Origin of the sequence: Thermococcus sp. (genome assembly GCF_015521605.1) — an archaeon.
Classification (GTDB): domain Archaea; phylum Methanobacteriota_B; class Thermococci; order Thermococcales; family Thermococcaceae; genus Thermococcus.
On record NZ_WANV01000030.1, the window covers coordinates 1 to 14,070 of the forward strand.

The following is a 14,070-nucleotide window of genomic DNA, read 5'->3' on the forward strand; positions in this document are numbered from 1 at the left end:
CTCCTAGAGTCTTATTGCAACAGGCTGACCGGGAACAGATAGTAGCCCAGGCTAACGAGGTTTCAATTCTCCTAGAGTCTTATTGCAACACAAAATGAACGGTTGTCCAAAATCCCGCCGGAGCTCACGTTTCAATTCTCCTAGAGTCTTATTGCAACGCGCCGACAACTCCCATCATGGCCAGGGCGAAGCCAACGTTTCAATTCTCCTAGAGTCTTATTGCAACTGGCGCGACAGATGGTATCCTCCCAGCCCCCTTTGATGTTTCAATTCTCCTAGAGTCTTATTGCAACGGGATGTAAACAACCTTCTCCGGGTCAACGTCAGTAGTTTCAATTCTCCTAGAGTCTTATTGCAACGAATTGAGGACCTTAAAGCTGTCCTGGGGGTGGTTTAAGTTTCAATTCTCCTAGAGTCTTATTGCAACGACCCTGAGCAAGTTTGAGGAGATGGTGACCTATGCGTTTCAATTCTCCTAGAGTCTTATTGCAACGGTGACCATAGGGAAGACAGACGCTACGAGCATAATAGTTTCAATTCTCCTAGAGTCTTATTGCAACAGGGCGGTTTTTGCTTTCTTTTGCCCTATAGAGGAATAGGATGTGTTTATTTTTATAAGCCTTTCTTTGGAGGGAACTTTGGGAAGCCCTCCGCGGCCTTTAGGCTGGGCCCCATTCAGAGCTCTATGCCCTCTTGAGGGAGAACATGGGTTCGTTTGGGAGGATCTCTCTGTACGCTCGTGAGTTCCTGAGCTTTTTCATAGGCTTACCAGCTCAAATCAGCGATTATCCTGCTTTAATCAGCCAAATATCCTGTTTTATCCAGGTATAGCTGTGTTTAAGGGAGTCTGTGGTTTTGTCGCATGTTCCGAAAGAATTTCGTTATATTATAGCTAAAACAAGTAACAGAATGGTACATACTAACGTGATGTTATTTAAGACTTTCCCCGGACTAATCGGCTGGTATTTTTGAATATGCTTCCCTGATCAGGATTTTTAGTGTATTTTAGACATTTAAACGTGATACCGCACAATCGCAATCCCTAAAAGTCTTTTTTAGTACTGCATTCGGTGAGAGGATGTACGTGGTCGTCGTCTACGACGTGGCCGTCGGGAGGGTAAACAGGGTCAAGAAGTTCCTGCGCCAGCATCTTCACTGGGTCCAGAACAGCGTCTTTGAGGGGGAAATTACCAGGGCCGAGTTCGAGAGGATAAAGGCCACCCTCCGGGAAATCATAGATGAGAACGAGGATTCGATCATCATATACAAGCTCCGTTCCAGACCCTCCAGGGAAATAATGGGGATGGAAAAGAATCCGATGAGCGACGTCATTTAGGTTTGAGCCACTCCATGTCAATGCTGGCGCATATTGGTCGGAATACGCAGGAGTTGCACACCCATCTCTTGTTTCCGACAGTCTTTATCCATTTTGGGAACTTTCCATCTTCGAGGTCTTCCACGGCCTCAATAACCCTCTCAGCCCGCCTTATGAACCTTTTAAACAGTCTATCATCAAAATCCACGGGAAATACCCTGAATTCAAGGCCGTTCCTGTCGAAGAGGTATATGTAGCCCTTCTCCTTTCCCAGCATCCCAAGATAAGCGTTGAGCTGCTCCACCCATTCCTTCAGCGGCTCAGCATGCTCAAGATCCCGGTTTTTGTTGTCCTTTGACCTATTTTCGGTACGCCCCTTTCTCTCAAAACCCTTGAACTTGAACTCCAGAACGTAGTCGCCCTTGACGGCATCCACCTTTCCAACGAGAGCCCAACCGTTTCCGAGCTCGTACTCCACCGGCACCTCAAACTCTGCCCCTTTTACAACCTCCCCGAGCCATCCATGGAGTGCAGAGCCTATTCTGGCCTCCCAGCTCCTCGAAGGATTATACGTGTTGAGATAAATGGAAAGGGCAGTCCTCCTCAGGCAGTGGCTTAGAGATGTCACCCATATCCTTCTTTCCAGCGGCGGTTTTCCCGAGACGGCGCTCTTTATGCGCTCGTTAAATTCCGAAATCTCATCTGGATATTCCATACCCTTCACCTCAGAACCACGCCACCAGCGGCTCGTATCTGCTGCTTCCAACGAAATGACGCATGAGCTTGTAGGCTTCGAGCCGTATTAACCTCTGCTTCGTCACGTTTTTCTTAAGGCCGGGATGCCTCACACTCTTTCTCATCTCCGCGTTGTATGCATCAACCACCTTCCTCATTCCCTCCTTCGTGAGCAGAATTCCGTCGAGGTCTTCCCTGAAATGTTCTTTCTTGATGACTCCCTGCTTCACAAGCCTGTTGGCGATTCTGTCGGCTATAATTGGCTTAAATATCTCGCTCAGGTCGAGGGCGAGGGAGAACCTCCTTTCGCCTGGCTCGTGGAGGTAGCTGACAGTTGGAACTAACTGGGTGTTGTACAGCTCGCTCACGATTGTCGCATAAAGCCTCGAATTCAGAAAGCTTATGAGGGCGTTCATTTCGTTCTCCGGCGGTCTGCGTGTGCGCTTGACTATCTTGAAGCCCGCCGGCAGGTGCTCGTCCCAGCGGGCGTAGTACTCCTGCCTTATCCTGGCCTCGATGTTCATTACCTCGGTTATCCTGCGGGCATCTTCAAGCTCTCCAAACAGCTCCCCTAACATGTCAGAGAAGCCATCGGCAACCTTCCAGCGCTTCAGGTTTTTCTCCATGTTGAGGGCCGAGCCTCTGACGAAGAGTCTCGCCAGCTCAAGGCGCTTCTCCCGGTCGAGGTAGTGCTGAGCCTGCCTGATGACCAAGTCCCCGGAGTGAAGCTTCTCCTTTGGGTAAAAGCTCCCGTCGTAGTAGCCGTAGTGGTTGAAGAAGTGAACCGCTATGCCCTTCTGAGCGAGAAAATGGAGCGCCTGTGAGGTTATGTTCACGTGGCCGTAGATGTAGATGTCGTAAACTTCTTCTATGGGCAGGGGGAGTTTTCCTTTTCTGTTTTCCAGGTATAATGTACCTTCTCTCTTCCTCAGCGTCCCATCCGAAAGGACTGTTTTGGAATGTTTCCTCATATCATCACCTCACGCCCAACAAAGCTCATAGTAAGCGCATTTTTTGCATATTGGTTTGAGCCCTGCTCTTGGTGGAAACGGGAGTTTCTTTATCTCCTGCACCTGATTTATGGCATCCTCGATTTCATCTTCGTGCCCATCAAGTTTTACTTCTATGACCTCATTTAAGTCCGGGTAATGAAGAAACCCTTTTGCTTCTATTCCACGGCTCCTTAGGTAATATAGCACATACAACAGCTGCATTCGGTGGGCTTTTTCCATGGCCTTACTCTTTTTAACCTCATGAACCTCTAAAATGTCCCCATTACGGACGAAGTCTATCTTAATACCTCCAATCCAGACTTCCTTCTCTTCACGCCCATAGCGTTGCTCGTGGATGAACTTGCCCATATCAACAAGTTCGCTTTCGTGCTCCATCGTGATCCCGTGGGAGAAATACCAGAGTTTAGTTGGGCATATGAATAGGTAGTTTATATCAGTACCTCGGATTGGAGAGGAAAACCCAAAATCAGAAAGTCCCCTTTTTTGGGTTTCTGTGACCATAGATCCCCACCATTCCGAACCCATGGGGATTTCTCATTCCAATCCCAAGGTCGTAGGCAACACGCAGAAACTCCTCTTCTCCCCACATTTTGAAGTGGAACTCCCAGGCACGGGCATAAATGGGCTTTCCTGTTTTCTCGTCCCTTTTGATGAAAAATCTTTTGCTTTTTGGCATTTTTGTCAGGATCTTAATCTCAAAGTCTCCTTCGTAAGATCCACCATAAACCATTAGATATTTGGCCTTGAGATTTTCGAATACGAGTTCCTTCCACACTTCGGGCTCGTTCTCGAAAGGGCTGTTGGGCTGGCCTGCAGGGGATAAGTCCCACTGCCTGAAACCGTTTGGTGGATTGTTGTGGTAAACGTTCACGGGCGAGAGGGTTGTGAGCTTCCTTCCAGAGAGGCGCTCGGGTGTTTCTACATGTTCAACCTCCGCGTCGAGAAGGCGTTTTCCAAGTATGTGGAGCCGTCTCCTGCCCAAGGCGAGCCCGTTGATGAGGGCCTCAAGAACTGGCCATGCTGGAGAACTGACAAAAAGCTCCACCTCACCAGACCTCACGAGCAGGCCGTTTTCTATTTTCTCACGGTCTCCGACGGGAAACATACGGGAGGCAACGAACTTGATGTCCTTCTTGTTGTTGTGGATGCGCCTTGCTATCCTTGGGTCCCCGAACTCTATGGCGTGAATAATAAATGAGTAGAGTGGATGAGGGTAGTTGTAGGGGATAATGAAAGGTTCCTCGAAGCGGAGAAGGAGTTCAAGTCTCATCGCACTTGCCCTCCATGAGCTTCAGGTAAATGGTCCCCGCCCGGGTAATGTGATATCTTGGAGCCCTCCCATCAGGCCGTTCGTTCTCCACGAGATGATATTGACTCATTTTCTTCAGCTCGTTGCTTATAGTAGCGGGTGAAACACCGAGCTCTTCTGCTATGGTTCTGACGCTCTTCTCTTCATGGAGGCCGCAGAGTATTAACTCCCATCTCCTGGTTTTGGGGGCAAGGAAGGGGCCAAGTTCGAGGGAGATGTGACCGGAGAGGTTTTCAAAGTCGCTTTCAACTATGACTCTGACGTCCTTGAGTCCCAAAAGGGCAAGCAATGTTCCCACAAGAAGCGGTCTCATTCCTCCAGACAGAACGGCAAGGACAATCCGATCGGAGGTCAGATTTTCCTCAATCCCTCTCTTTATTGCCAATACTATCTCCTCGCTTTTCATGGGAACCTCAAGGCGTATGATGTTTTCTTTTCCAACTATTGGAGATGCTATGCTCTCTATGGCCTCCAGGGCATTCACCGTTTTTCTCTCCATCTCATAATTTTCTGGAAGAATAGCCATCAACCGGTCTCTGTGTTCTAGGCCGTCTATCCCTTCCCGTTTCCTCATTAAAGCCCGGACTATGAACTTCTCATCAAAGCCTACTGGGAAGACAACCAGCAAGATCCCACCCCCTTACCTCCAAGGTTTCTAAGATTTCTTTTCCAAGCATACTTCCTGCTCCATCCCTGTTGCAGGCCGCGGCGTAGTTATCAGCCAAGACAATTGGCAGGAGAAAGGCGTAAACGGCCCGAGTATTCTTTCTGAATACACTTTCTGCTTCTGAGTAAGCAGCTTGTGGTTCGACCCAAGGAATTTCGCGAGAAAGCTTCTCCATAGTGATGTTTTCGAGCAGATGAAGGCATCCTTTACAGAGCTTGGAATTCTCTGGCTTTGGTGGACTTTTACGGAGTATCCAGTCATGGTGATGTAGTAAAATTGCAACAGAGGCAATTTCTCCGGTCTCTCCAAACCTACCAAGAGTTGTTCTCGCTACCAGATACGAATAGAACCAATGAAAGCCAAATTTTGCCCTTCTTTTTTGAAACACTTCGAGACACTTTCCGACGTCGTGGAGGACATAGGCCTTTCTCAAAATGTTGCCTGCGACTTCGGGTTCGACGCCCGTTAACCTTCCCAGGAAGGAATCATAATTCCTCTCGAGATAAAGTCGCTCTAGTAGCTCAAGACCCCTCCTGATGTGGTCTTCCATAGTTTCAACGCACTCTCCACCCATAAAATAAGCGCAGGGAATCATAAGATACCACGCTCCTTGTCGTAGTCTCCGGTATAAACTATCTCAACTTTCTTGCCGAGTGCAATCGCCTTTGCAACGCGGTAAGCATCGCCAAGCTCCTTGAATTCGAAACTAATGCCTCTCACTTCAATGAGCTTGTTGGAATAAAGCTCGAAGAGCTTCTTCGGACTTACGAGCACTACTTCGCTTCCAACAGAGATGGGTACGAGAAAGCCTCTCATAATCGGAGTGCCTCTGGACACAAGTCTTTCAACCTCCCCAAGAACGTGAGTGGCCCTCTTGGATGGGTCAGCCATGAGCCGGACGAGCTTTCCCTTCAGACTTTGATTAATGAACCGTTTAACTGAGCTGGCACTTGACCCATGGACTTCCGTCACTATCTCTGCATACGTTGAAGGAACGCGCGGATGAATCTCACTTTCCTTGAGACGATATATGGTCTGCTTCACTTCTTCCTGTGGATACGGTCCCGTTGGTGCGTCTTCAATTACTATTGCCCTGCCTTCTTTATCACCCGCGTGGCGGGCAAGTCTTCCAAAGCGCTGGAGAAGGGAGTTAATCGGCGCCCCATCGGTTATCATAATATCAGCCGAGAAATCGACTCCCGCTTCAACTGCCTGGGTCCCTATTAGAAGAAACTTCCTCTTTTTCAGCTCCCGAAGACGCTCTATAAGCCTTCTCTTGTGGCTTGGGGTCATTCTTCCATGGATTAGAATTACTTCCTCGCGCTCAAATCTGAGGTGGGAGTTTGAGATAGCCCGGTTGTATAACTCAACGGCCCGTTCCACAGTATTCACTATGACGGCGTTTCTTTTTCCGGGTTCAACAAAGTTCAGGGGATTTCCTTTTCTGAACCCAATCGAGATGTCCTTTCCAAGCTCCCTATTCACGAATGGATCGTTGTTATCAGGCAAGAGGACTCTGAAATCGTATCTGTTTTTCATCGCGTACCTCTCAAAGAACTTGACGTGGCCACGGGAGAGGGTTGCAGTCATAACCACAACCGGAACACCCTGCGAAGTCAGGAACTCAATTACAGCGTCGAAGGCAGTTGCCATTGACTCGTCCTCAAGAAGGAAGTGGGCCTCGTCGAATATGACGAGTGATGTGAGGATTGAAGCCTGGGTCAGATAATCATAGCCGAACTCCTTTCTTGCCTTCACCATGTGCCTCTTTTTGGTGTTGAGTTTCAGTAGATCCCACGTGAAAGTATCGGCGGTAGTCACGTTCAAGGGGAAGAGGTGCATGAATTCACCGCTCGATCCCATCATTTTGGTTCGTGAGAATCCAAATGCTTCCTCCGCTGTCTTCTGAACATCATCTATGATTGACCTCATCGGGAGAACATGGATAACCCTGTCAAATACGGAAGCATCGTTCAGGGAATGCATGGCAAGAGCAAAACTTAGGAGCGTTTTGCCGTAGCCGGTTGGGGCGTTTAGGATAAGGAAAGGCCTGGGGGAGGAGGTTAAAAAGTCAAACGCCTCCTCCAGAAGGGGTCTTCTCTCGGGTACGAAGCCCTTTGCCCTCGCGAGCCTTTTGACGGCTTCTGTGTAGGCCCTCACAGAAGCACCTCCAGGTGTTCCCTCCACATGGTGGCCTTCAATACCTTTCTCAGCTCTCCACTTGCTCGTCCACTCCCCTCAAGCAGCGCCCTTCCCTGGCGGAAGAGTCTGAATACTGAGTCCTCGATGAGTCTTTCATTCCCACTGTTGATGGCCCTGTAAATGTCTTTGACGAAGATGTAAGCCAGCATCTCCCCATCACCGTTCACGCCCCTGCCAAGTTCCTTCTCGGCGATGTCCACGAGCGCCCACAAGGGGTACTTGTGAACGGTTACTTTTCCTTCTTTCAGTTCCACAGTCATCTGCAGTCCGCTGGTGCTCAGGGCCCTTATGCGTCCCACGTAGGTGTTTAAGTACTTGCTAAGACCCGATAGATCGAGCTGGAGAGTTTTGAGTTCCGTATAAACCTGTCCCTCAAGACTAATCAGATGGAGGGTAAGGGGATAAACTTCCTCAGGAACTATTCTGTTCTCCTCGGCGAGCTTCATCGCCAGCTTCATCTCGTAGAGTTCCTCTGTGCTCAGAGAGATCCTGCCAGAGGTTCCTGCCTCTGTTAGAGGGAGCAGACCATTTACAATGACATCCTCAACATCATATGGCCAGAGGCCCTCTACTCCAGGCTTTGTCATGAGGTAGTACTTGCCTCCAATGAAGCCCGCGAATCCCGTGAAGAACCCCAGCGCAACGATGGAGAACCATAAGGGGTCGAGGCGTATCTGGGCTTTCTGGCCGGTAGTTGGAGTTAAGAAACCACTCTGGCGCTCGTAGTATTCAGGTTGTTTGATTATAGCCGGCAGTATTGCGTAATGATCTGCCTTGGGTTTTTTTCCAGGTATTTTTGACGTTTCGCCATCGTATTCGACGCCAAGATACGTGCCATCTTTATCTACTCTAACCATCGTCAATGATGCTCTCGGATCAATGACCCCCTCCCTGATGAGCCTCACGGTCTCCTCGATAACCAGCTCGAACAGCTCACCATAGGTTTCAGGAGCGCTCCTGTTGAACCATGTATTTAGAACTTTGTCAAAGGAGCTCCTGTCGTTCCTTCCCATTTTAGAGGTATGTGCCTTAGCTCTATCCCTAAGGGAGCGAAGGGCACCCTCAAGGGAATCTGCCAGCTCTTCGGCGTCGGGTTCAAGCCCAGAGTTTATCGCCACCCAAGACAATCCGAGCGAGAGCAGTTCCCTTGTGAGACCCTCGTAGGGGTATATCGCCATGGCCTCAAGGAGCAAGGACAATCACCTCCTCACCGACCCTCGCAATCCTAAGCCGTCCCTGAACCCTGACGCTCTCTTCGGGATAAAACATCACCATTCTCTCTGCCTTTGAGTAGTCCCCAATCCCGGAGCGCCAGTCCACCACCGACTGGAGCGTGCCTTTTCCGCTGACCTCGAGCCCTTTGAATAGGAACGCGTAGGGTGTCTCTGTAACATCTGTCTCTACTATGTCAGTGCGACCTGTTTCAACGTCCTCCACGCTGACGACTGATTCCCTTGAGCCAAGTCTCGTTATACCCCACGCAGCCCTTTTGATATCTTCTAGGCGATAAGTGCTCCCTGCGAGCTCTTCTTCATTGATGAGATAGACTGCGGTTATGGTAGCGTCGTTTGTACCGTACATCACGGCGAAGGGGAATGATGTGACCGCACTCTGTACCTTTCCGCGGTAGACGGTGTTAATCTTCAACAGTGCTCCGTAGAGCCTCGGTTTTCCGGTGGTTTTCACCGTCACCCAGTCAAAGAGATTCAAGACCTCCTCCGCGGCGCTTTTGAACTTTTTTTTGTCATAGACAGTCTCGGCTCTATTCCCCGCAATGTGAAGGAGTGGATATGCTATAGCCCCAACTATGGTCGTTGGTGGGACGTAGCGCAATGCAGTTCTCATCTTGCTCTGCGGAAGGGCACGAAGTGCAATGACTCCTGTTGGCCTCAGTGTGACCTTTAAAAAGAAAGTCAAGGGAACCACCTCAGAAGGCTCCCTGTTCCCGGAGGTAATTCATCGCTTCATTCAGTGCCTCCTCGGGGACCTTCTCGCCTGTGGCGACGGTGAAGAGGTACTTCTCTCCGAGGCTCTTTAGTACCTTTAACCTCTTCTCAGTTCTGGCAATGTAGTCATCGTAAATTGGAGATGTCACAACAAAGGGGTGCTCTGTAACGGCCACTGCTACCTCAGTTATGCCGCCGACCGGGAAGAAGCGGGACAGCTTGGCACCGAACTGGGCCGAGGAAAGCATTCTGAACAGAGCCTTCAAAGCAGCCTCACGCCTAGACTTTATCTCATCCTTGTCGAGTATCGACTCAGAGGTTATAGCGCTGACACCTATGGCGTTGAGGTCGAGGTTGAAAGTGAATCCATAGAGCGCCGTGCCGGTTTCAACGTAGTAGATCATCTGCTCTGAGGCGTTGCCCTTCTTGCTTGAGGCGTCCATCTGGGCATGCCTTGCGTGTAGCTGGGGTTCAGAGGTTGCAAAGAGGGCGACGGACTTCACAGGGAGGGCATAGCTGACCTGGAAGGCGGAGCTTCTTCTGACTGGTGGAGAGGCAGCGTACATAAACCCTCCAATATCCTCAATAACACAGTTTTTGATAATGATTTCTTCTATTTTGTACGGACTCAGATCCAGCACCTTCTTTTTAATCATGAAGTCTCCAACGAGTTGGGCAGCAAGAGATTTATTCTGAACAAAGAGATCCCTGGGATTGCTAGATTCTCGGAAGTTTCTAATCAGCTCAATGTACTTCTCAAGTTGTTTTATCCTCTCTTCCTTTGGATTTTTACCTTTCTTTACTTTCTGGAGCTCCTCTTCTAAGAGTTTGAGCGTTCCTGTTGTGATTGATGGGATATCCTGGAAAACTTCTTCAAACACAGTATCCGACAGGAATAACTTTGGCGCTAAATGAATCTCGTCCATAGACTTATAGAACTCATGTCTCTTGCAGTCCTCACATACTGGGAGGTTGAGGGAGAGGGCCTCCATCACAAGGTGCTCCTGGTACGCGTGGGCAAGGCTCTCACCGCTCAGTGCCGGGACGTAGACGGTCTTGAGCTTTCCATCCTCCTCAACGAGATACGGAACACGCCTGTGCTTGCCGTAATTCCCGGCAGTCTCCACCATGTTCAATGCCTCGACGTTGGCCTCAAACCTAACACCGACGCTCAAAAACATCACTCATCACCTCCGGATTCTTTCTTTGAGGGGTATGCAAGGGCGAGGGTTGCAACACGCTTTGCAATCCCTATGTCCGAGCGAACGGCGTTGAGAAAAGCCTTAACTTCCTCCTCGGGAGGTATGCCAGGAACGGGGATCTTTTTCCCGTCCTTCTCCACATGCCTTCTACCCTCCTTGTCCACAAGGGCGCTCTCTCGTACTGACCTGAAGGCCCTCAGGGCCTCGTGGAGCGTCACTTCCACGGGTTCAGGATTCAGGGCGTTCCCAATCCTGTCCACGTAGCTAAAGTTCTTCGTCTGTACGAAGAACCTCAGCATTTTCACTATTCCCTCATACTCGGACATGAAACCACCTCACAATCAGTAAAGACATTACTCCTATATAATGTTTACGTTTAATTTTTGTTTAATAGGAATTGCAAAATGTTCAGAAAAAACTAAACACAAAAGGAAGCCAGCTAAAAGCAGGAAACAAGATTTCTTTCTTGAGTTCTATTTATGTCCTTCTGAAACACTTTCTGGGTGTGTTTGGTCATAACTGAACACTTCAAAACCACACCACCAGAGGTTTGTATCACTCCACGCCGACTAGATGCTTGATGAGCTTGTATGTCTCAAGCAGATTTGGTTTTTCTTCGTTACATTTCTCTTTTAGCTCCGACTGAATCACTCTTTGGGCGATTCTTCTTTCCATCAACCTTCACCATCCCGAACCCGATCGAGTTCTTTTCTCCAAATCCGGCCTGGTAGCCAACCTTCAGCAGACCCTCGTCGCCCTTTGCGCGGAACACCAGATGCCACGCGATCTGGAATATTCCGGGCTTGACCTCGAAGCGCTTGGGCTTGGCGTTGAGGACCTTTATCTCGAACTCTTCCGGCGGCTCGCTCCCGTGCAGGACAACATACTTCTCGCGCAGGTTCTCTTTGATCAGCTCGTAGAACTCCGGCTCTGCTGGACTGAGGTCGTAGGTTCTCGGCTTTCCGAACTGGACTCTCTTGGTTGTCACGGCTATCGGTGAGAGGGTCACGAACTTCCTTCCGCTCAGCCTTTCGGGTTCTGCCAGCGCCTTGATCTCCTCCACAACGAACCTCTCGTCCCAGAGCTCTACCTCCGGCCTCTGGAGCAGGCCGCTGATGAACGCCTCCGCTATCTCTGGAACGGCCGTTGAGAAGTAAAAGAAACCGTGGCCGTAGCCGAGCAGATGGCTTTTGTCCTCAGCCAGCTCTCTCTTCTCGGCCATGAACAGTGAAAACGTGAAGAGCTTCGGAACCTTCGGATTGTGGAGGCTTAGGCTGAGGTCAGGGTTCACGCGCTGGATGCGCCTGTATACCAGACCCTGGAGCCTGTGCTGGTGGTTGAAGGGTATCCGGAACGGCTCATTCTCCGGACGGAGTCTTATTAGGAACCTGACCATTTCCCTCCCCCGTACAGGGCAGCGTATGGCAAAAATAGTACGTTCTTTGACCTTATAAGATTTTCCATGGTTGGGAGTACTATGAGAACTGTGCAAAATGTTCCGGGAATGAAAAGAAAGGCGGGTAATTTACACCCCGGAGAGTTCCACGAAGTTCCTCCAGTCTAAGACATTGATGTCTTCAGGTTCTCGGGGGAGGAGGGACCTGTCGGGCACTATCAGGAACCTCCTCTCCGCGTCGAGGCCAGTCAGCTTGTCCTCTACAGACTTCAGTTCCTTTTTCGTCAGTCTGGTTTTCCACTTCACTTCCCCGACAAGGCTCAGGTGTTTGTGTTTTCTCAGGGCTATGTCAACTTCAAGCTCTGGGAGGGCTATTTTCACAGGTTGGAGGCCATACTGCCTAGCGAGGAACCTCTCGAAGAAGGTTTCCATGTAGAGGGGCATCTTCTCCCGGAGGTGCTGGGAAAGGCTCCTCCCCGGCAGTCCTGTTTCGAAGAACCCGTATTTGGAGTTCATGTAGAAGGCAAAGTCAACGACCGGCGAAACATGCCTGTAATGGTAGCCCTTTCTCCGCTTCCCGTAAAGGATCATCCTTTCGAGCAGTCCCATGTCCACGAGTGTTTCCAGGTACTGACTCACCGCCCCGGGGTAGTTCTTTTCGATGAGCCCCCTTGAAAACAGCTCGGAGGCTATCTCCCCGGAGGTCCTTTTACCGCTTGCCACGGCCTCAAGGATGGCAAAATAGCGCTGGCTCAGTTCCTTATCCTCCTCCGTGAATATCTCGCCCGTCAGGCTCGGCACGTAGTCCCTCAGAACTGCTCCCAGCACTTCAAAGGTTTTCTCCTTCATGGTTTCCACAGTCTGCGCCAGCCACGGCTCCTGGACGAGGCAGGCCAGCTCCAGCAGGATTTTTCCTTTTATTCCAAGGCCGGCAACGTATGTCACGGCGTCCCTCGGGTCAACGAGTTCCACCTCCTGAAGATGGAACAAGCCGAGGAGCGGGCTGTTCTCGCCGATGAAGCGCCTGAAGTAGTGTCTTGTTGAGGTTATGAGTGTGAGCTCTCCCCTACCTGAGAGTCCCTGGAGCAGGGAAAAGAAAGGCTCGTCCAGCCGATGGAATTCATCAACGACAACGCGGCCACTTTGTATCATATACGGCAGGAGACGTGTAAATTCGCTTATCGTCAGCTCTTCACCGCTCTCTATATCGACGAGGCTCCTTCCTCTGGTTACAACGAAGTACTTGGAGTAGTGCCCCATCTCCCTGATATAAAATGTTTTTCCAGTTTTTCTCCTGCCATAAACCAGGAGCCATCTCATTCCAAGGACTGGATCCAGCTCCCGCCTTTGTATAATGGCCATTAGTATAACCACCATTATAATAACTGCCGTTATAATTAAAAACCTGTCGGTGGGGTGGAGAGCACTCAACGTCTAAATGCCAGCAGGAATTGCAGAATGGAAGAAAAGGGAGCCAAAAGCTCAGAGGAGCATCCTCGCGTCGACGGCAACGGCGCTGTCCTCGTAGGCGAAGATGGGGTTGATGTCGAGCTCCTTAATCTCCGGAAGCTCAAGGGCGAGCTCGCCGACCTTGGTGATTATCTCGGCGAGGGCCTCGATGTTGACGGGCTTCTCGCCACGGGCTCCAGCCAAAATCGGGTAGGCCTTGATCTCCTTTATCATGTCGAGGGCCTCGTCCTTGGTTATCGGGGCGACGCGGAAGGAAACGTCCTTGAGTATCTCGACGAAGATTCCACCGAGACCGAACATGATGGCGGGACCGAACTGCGGGTCGCGGATCATACCGACGATGACCTCCTTGCCGAGCGGGAGCATCTTGTAGACGATGACGCCCCAGAGGTCAGCATCCGGCTTGTAGTTCTTCGCGTTCTCCATGATGGTCCTGAAGGCCTGCCTGGCCTCCTCATCGTTCTTGATGTTGACCTTGACACCGCCGGCATCGCTCTTGTGGATGATCTGCGGAGAAACTATCTTCATAACGACCGGGTAGCCGATCTCCTTAGCGAACTGAACGGCCTCCTCCTCGTTGGTGGCGACCTTGAAGTCCGGAACCGGAACGCCGTAGAGCTTGAGTATCTCCTTAGCCTCAGGCTCGACGAGCGGCCTGTTTTCGGCCTTGGCCTTCTCGATGATTGCCCTAGCCTTTTCAATCCTGTCCATGCCAATCACCTCATCAGCTTGACATTTCCCAATCCGACCGGGCAGTTAAAAGGGTTTCCATTCGTCAACCTATCGTTTCTTTCGTTTCTAACAGCTTTGAAGCG

Annotated in this window: 15 protein-coding genes and 1 CRISPR repeat array; of the genes, 1 reads left to right on the plus strand and 14 read right to left on the minus strand. The window is 50.3% G+C overall.

Features of this window, described 5'->3' with window-relative positions:
• Positions 1-560: direct repeats of the CRISPR family, unit length 21 nt; unit sequence CTCCTAGAGTCTTATTGCAAC.
• 518 nt (positions 561-1,078) lie between these two features.
• Positions 1,079-1,336, plus strand: a complete 258-nt coding sequence (cas2, locus tag F7C11_RS05780) for a CRISPR-associated endonuclease Cas2 (protein ID WP_297091846.1) — start codon at positions 1,079-1,081, stop codon at positions 1,334-1,336.
• Here the strand turns inward: cas2 and F7C11_RS05785 are convergent.
• The 14 genes from F7C11_RS05785 to F7C11_RS05850 form a co-directional block, all read right to left on the minus strand.
• The gene (locus tag F7C11_RS05785) at positions 1,329-2,030 is read right to left on the minus strand and encodes a PD-(D/E)XK nuclease family protein (RefSeq protein ID WP_297091848.1); all 702 of its coding nucleotides are present in this window, start codon (positions 2,028-2,030) and stop codon (positions 1,329-1,331) included. The genes cas2 and F7C11_RS05785 overlap by 8 nt on opposite strands.
• Before the next feature lie 10 nt (positions 2,031-2,040).
• Positions 2,041-3,021: a type I-B CRISPR-associated endonuclease Cas1b gene (cas1b, locus tag F7C11_RS05790; protein ID WP_297091850.1), complete on the minus strand. Its 981-nt coding sequence runs from the start codon at positions 3,019-3,021 to the stop codon at positions 2,041-2,043.
• A gap of 9 nt (positions 3,022-3,030) precedes the next feature.
• Positions 3,031-3,564: a CRISPR-associated protein Cas4 gene (gene cas4, locus F7C11_RS05795; protein ID WP_297091852.1), complete on the minus strand. Its 534-nt coding sequence runs from the start codon at positions 3,562-3,564 to the stop codon at positions 3,031-3,033.
• Positions 3,530-4,333 (minus strand): CRISPR-associated endoribonuclease Cas6, encoded by an 804-nt coding sequence (gene cas6 / locus F7C11_RS05800; protein ID WP_297091854.1) that lies wholly within the window; start codon positions 4,331-4,333, stop codon positions 3,530-3,532. The genes cas4 and cas6 (F7C11_RS05800) overlap by 35 nt, the downstream gene beginning before the upstream one ends.
• Positions 4,323-5,000, minus strand: coding sequence for a CRISPR-associated CARF protein Csa3 (gene csa3 / locus F7C11_RS05805; RefSeq protein ID WP_297091858.1), 678 nt, complete (start codon positions 4,998-5,000; stop codon positions 4,323-4,325). The genes cas6 (F7C11_RS05800) and csa3 overlap by 11 nt, the downstream gene beginning before the upstream one ends.
• Entirely contained in the window at positions 4,972-5,589 is a 618-nt protein-coding gene (locus tag F7C11_RS05810) for a CRISPR-associated endonuclease Cas3'' (protein ID WP_297091860.1), read from the minus strand. The genes csa3 and F7C11_RS05810 overlap by 29 nt, the downstream gene beginning before the upstream one ends.
• Before the next feature lie 41 nt (positions 5,590-5,630).
• Positions 5,631-7,199, minus strand: coding sequence for a CRISPR-associated helicase Cas3' (gene cas3, locus F7C11_RS05815; RefSeq protein ID WP_297091862.1), 1,569 nt, complete (start codon positions 7,197-7,199; stop codon positions 5,631-5,633).
• Positions 7,196-8,434, minus strand: a complete 1,239-nt coding sequence (gene cas8a2, locus F7C11_RS05820; RefSeq protein WP_297091864.1) for a type I-A CRISPR-associated protein Cas8a2/Csx9 — start codon at positions 8,432-8,434, stop codon at positions 7,196-7,198. The genes cas3 and cas8a2 overlap by 4 nt, the downstream gene beginning before the upstream one ends.
• Positions 8,424-9,167: a type I-A CRISPR-associated protein Cas5a gene (gene cas5a, locus F7C11_RS05825; RefSeq protein ID WP_363316545.1), complete on the minus strand. Its 744-nt coding sequence runs from the start codon at positions 9,165-9,167 to the stop codon at positions 8,424-8,426. The genes cas8a2 and cas5a overlap by 11 nt, the downstream gene beginning before the upstream one ends.
• A 1-nt stretch (position 9,168) precedes the next feature.
• Positions 9,169-10,371, minus strand: coding sequence for a DevR family CRISPR-associated autoregulator (locus tag F7C11_RS05830; RefSeq protein WP_394354842.1), 1,203 nt, complete (start codon positions 10,369-10,371; stop codon positions 9,169-9,171).
• On the minus strand, positions 10,368-10,715 hold the full coding sequence (gene csa5 / locus F7C11_RS05835) for a type I-A CRISPR-associated protein Csa5 (RefSeq protein WP_297091870.1): 348 nt from the start codon (positions 10,713-10,715) through the stop codon (positions 10,368-10,370). Before csa5 ends, F7C11_RS05830 begins: the two co-directional genes overlap by 4 nt.
• Positions 10,716-11,008: 293 nt before the next feature.
• A complete protein-coding gene (cas6, locus tag F7C11_RS05840; RefSeq protein WP_297091872.1) occupies positions 11,009-11,785 on the minus strand; it encodes a CRISPR-associated endoribonuclease Cas6 in 777 nt (258 codons plus the stop codon).
• A gap of 129 nt (positions 11,786-11,914) precedes the next feature.
• Positions 11,915-13,162: an ATP-binding protein gene (locus F7C11_RS05845; RefSeq protein WP_297091874.1), complete on the minus strand. Its 1,248-nt coding sequence runs from the start codon at positions 13,160-13,162 to the stop codon at positions 11,915-11,917.
• A 105-nt stretch (positions 13,163-13,267) separates the two neighbouring features.
• The gene (locus F7C11_RS05850; RefSeq protein WP_297091875.1) at positions 13,268-13,966 is read right to left on the minus strand and encodes an acetate--CoA ligase family protein; all 699 of its coding nucleotides are present in this window, start codon (positions 13,964-13,966) and stop codon (positions 13,268-13,270) included.
• Positions 13,967-14,070 lie beyond the last annotated feature (104 nt).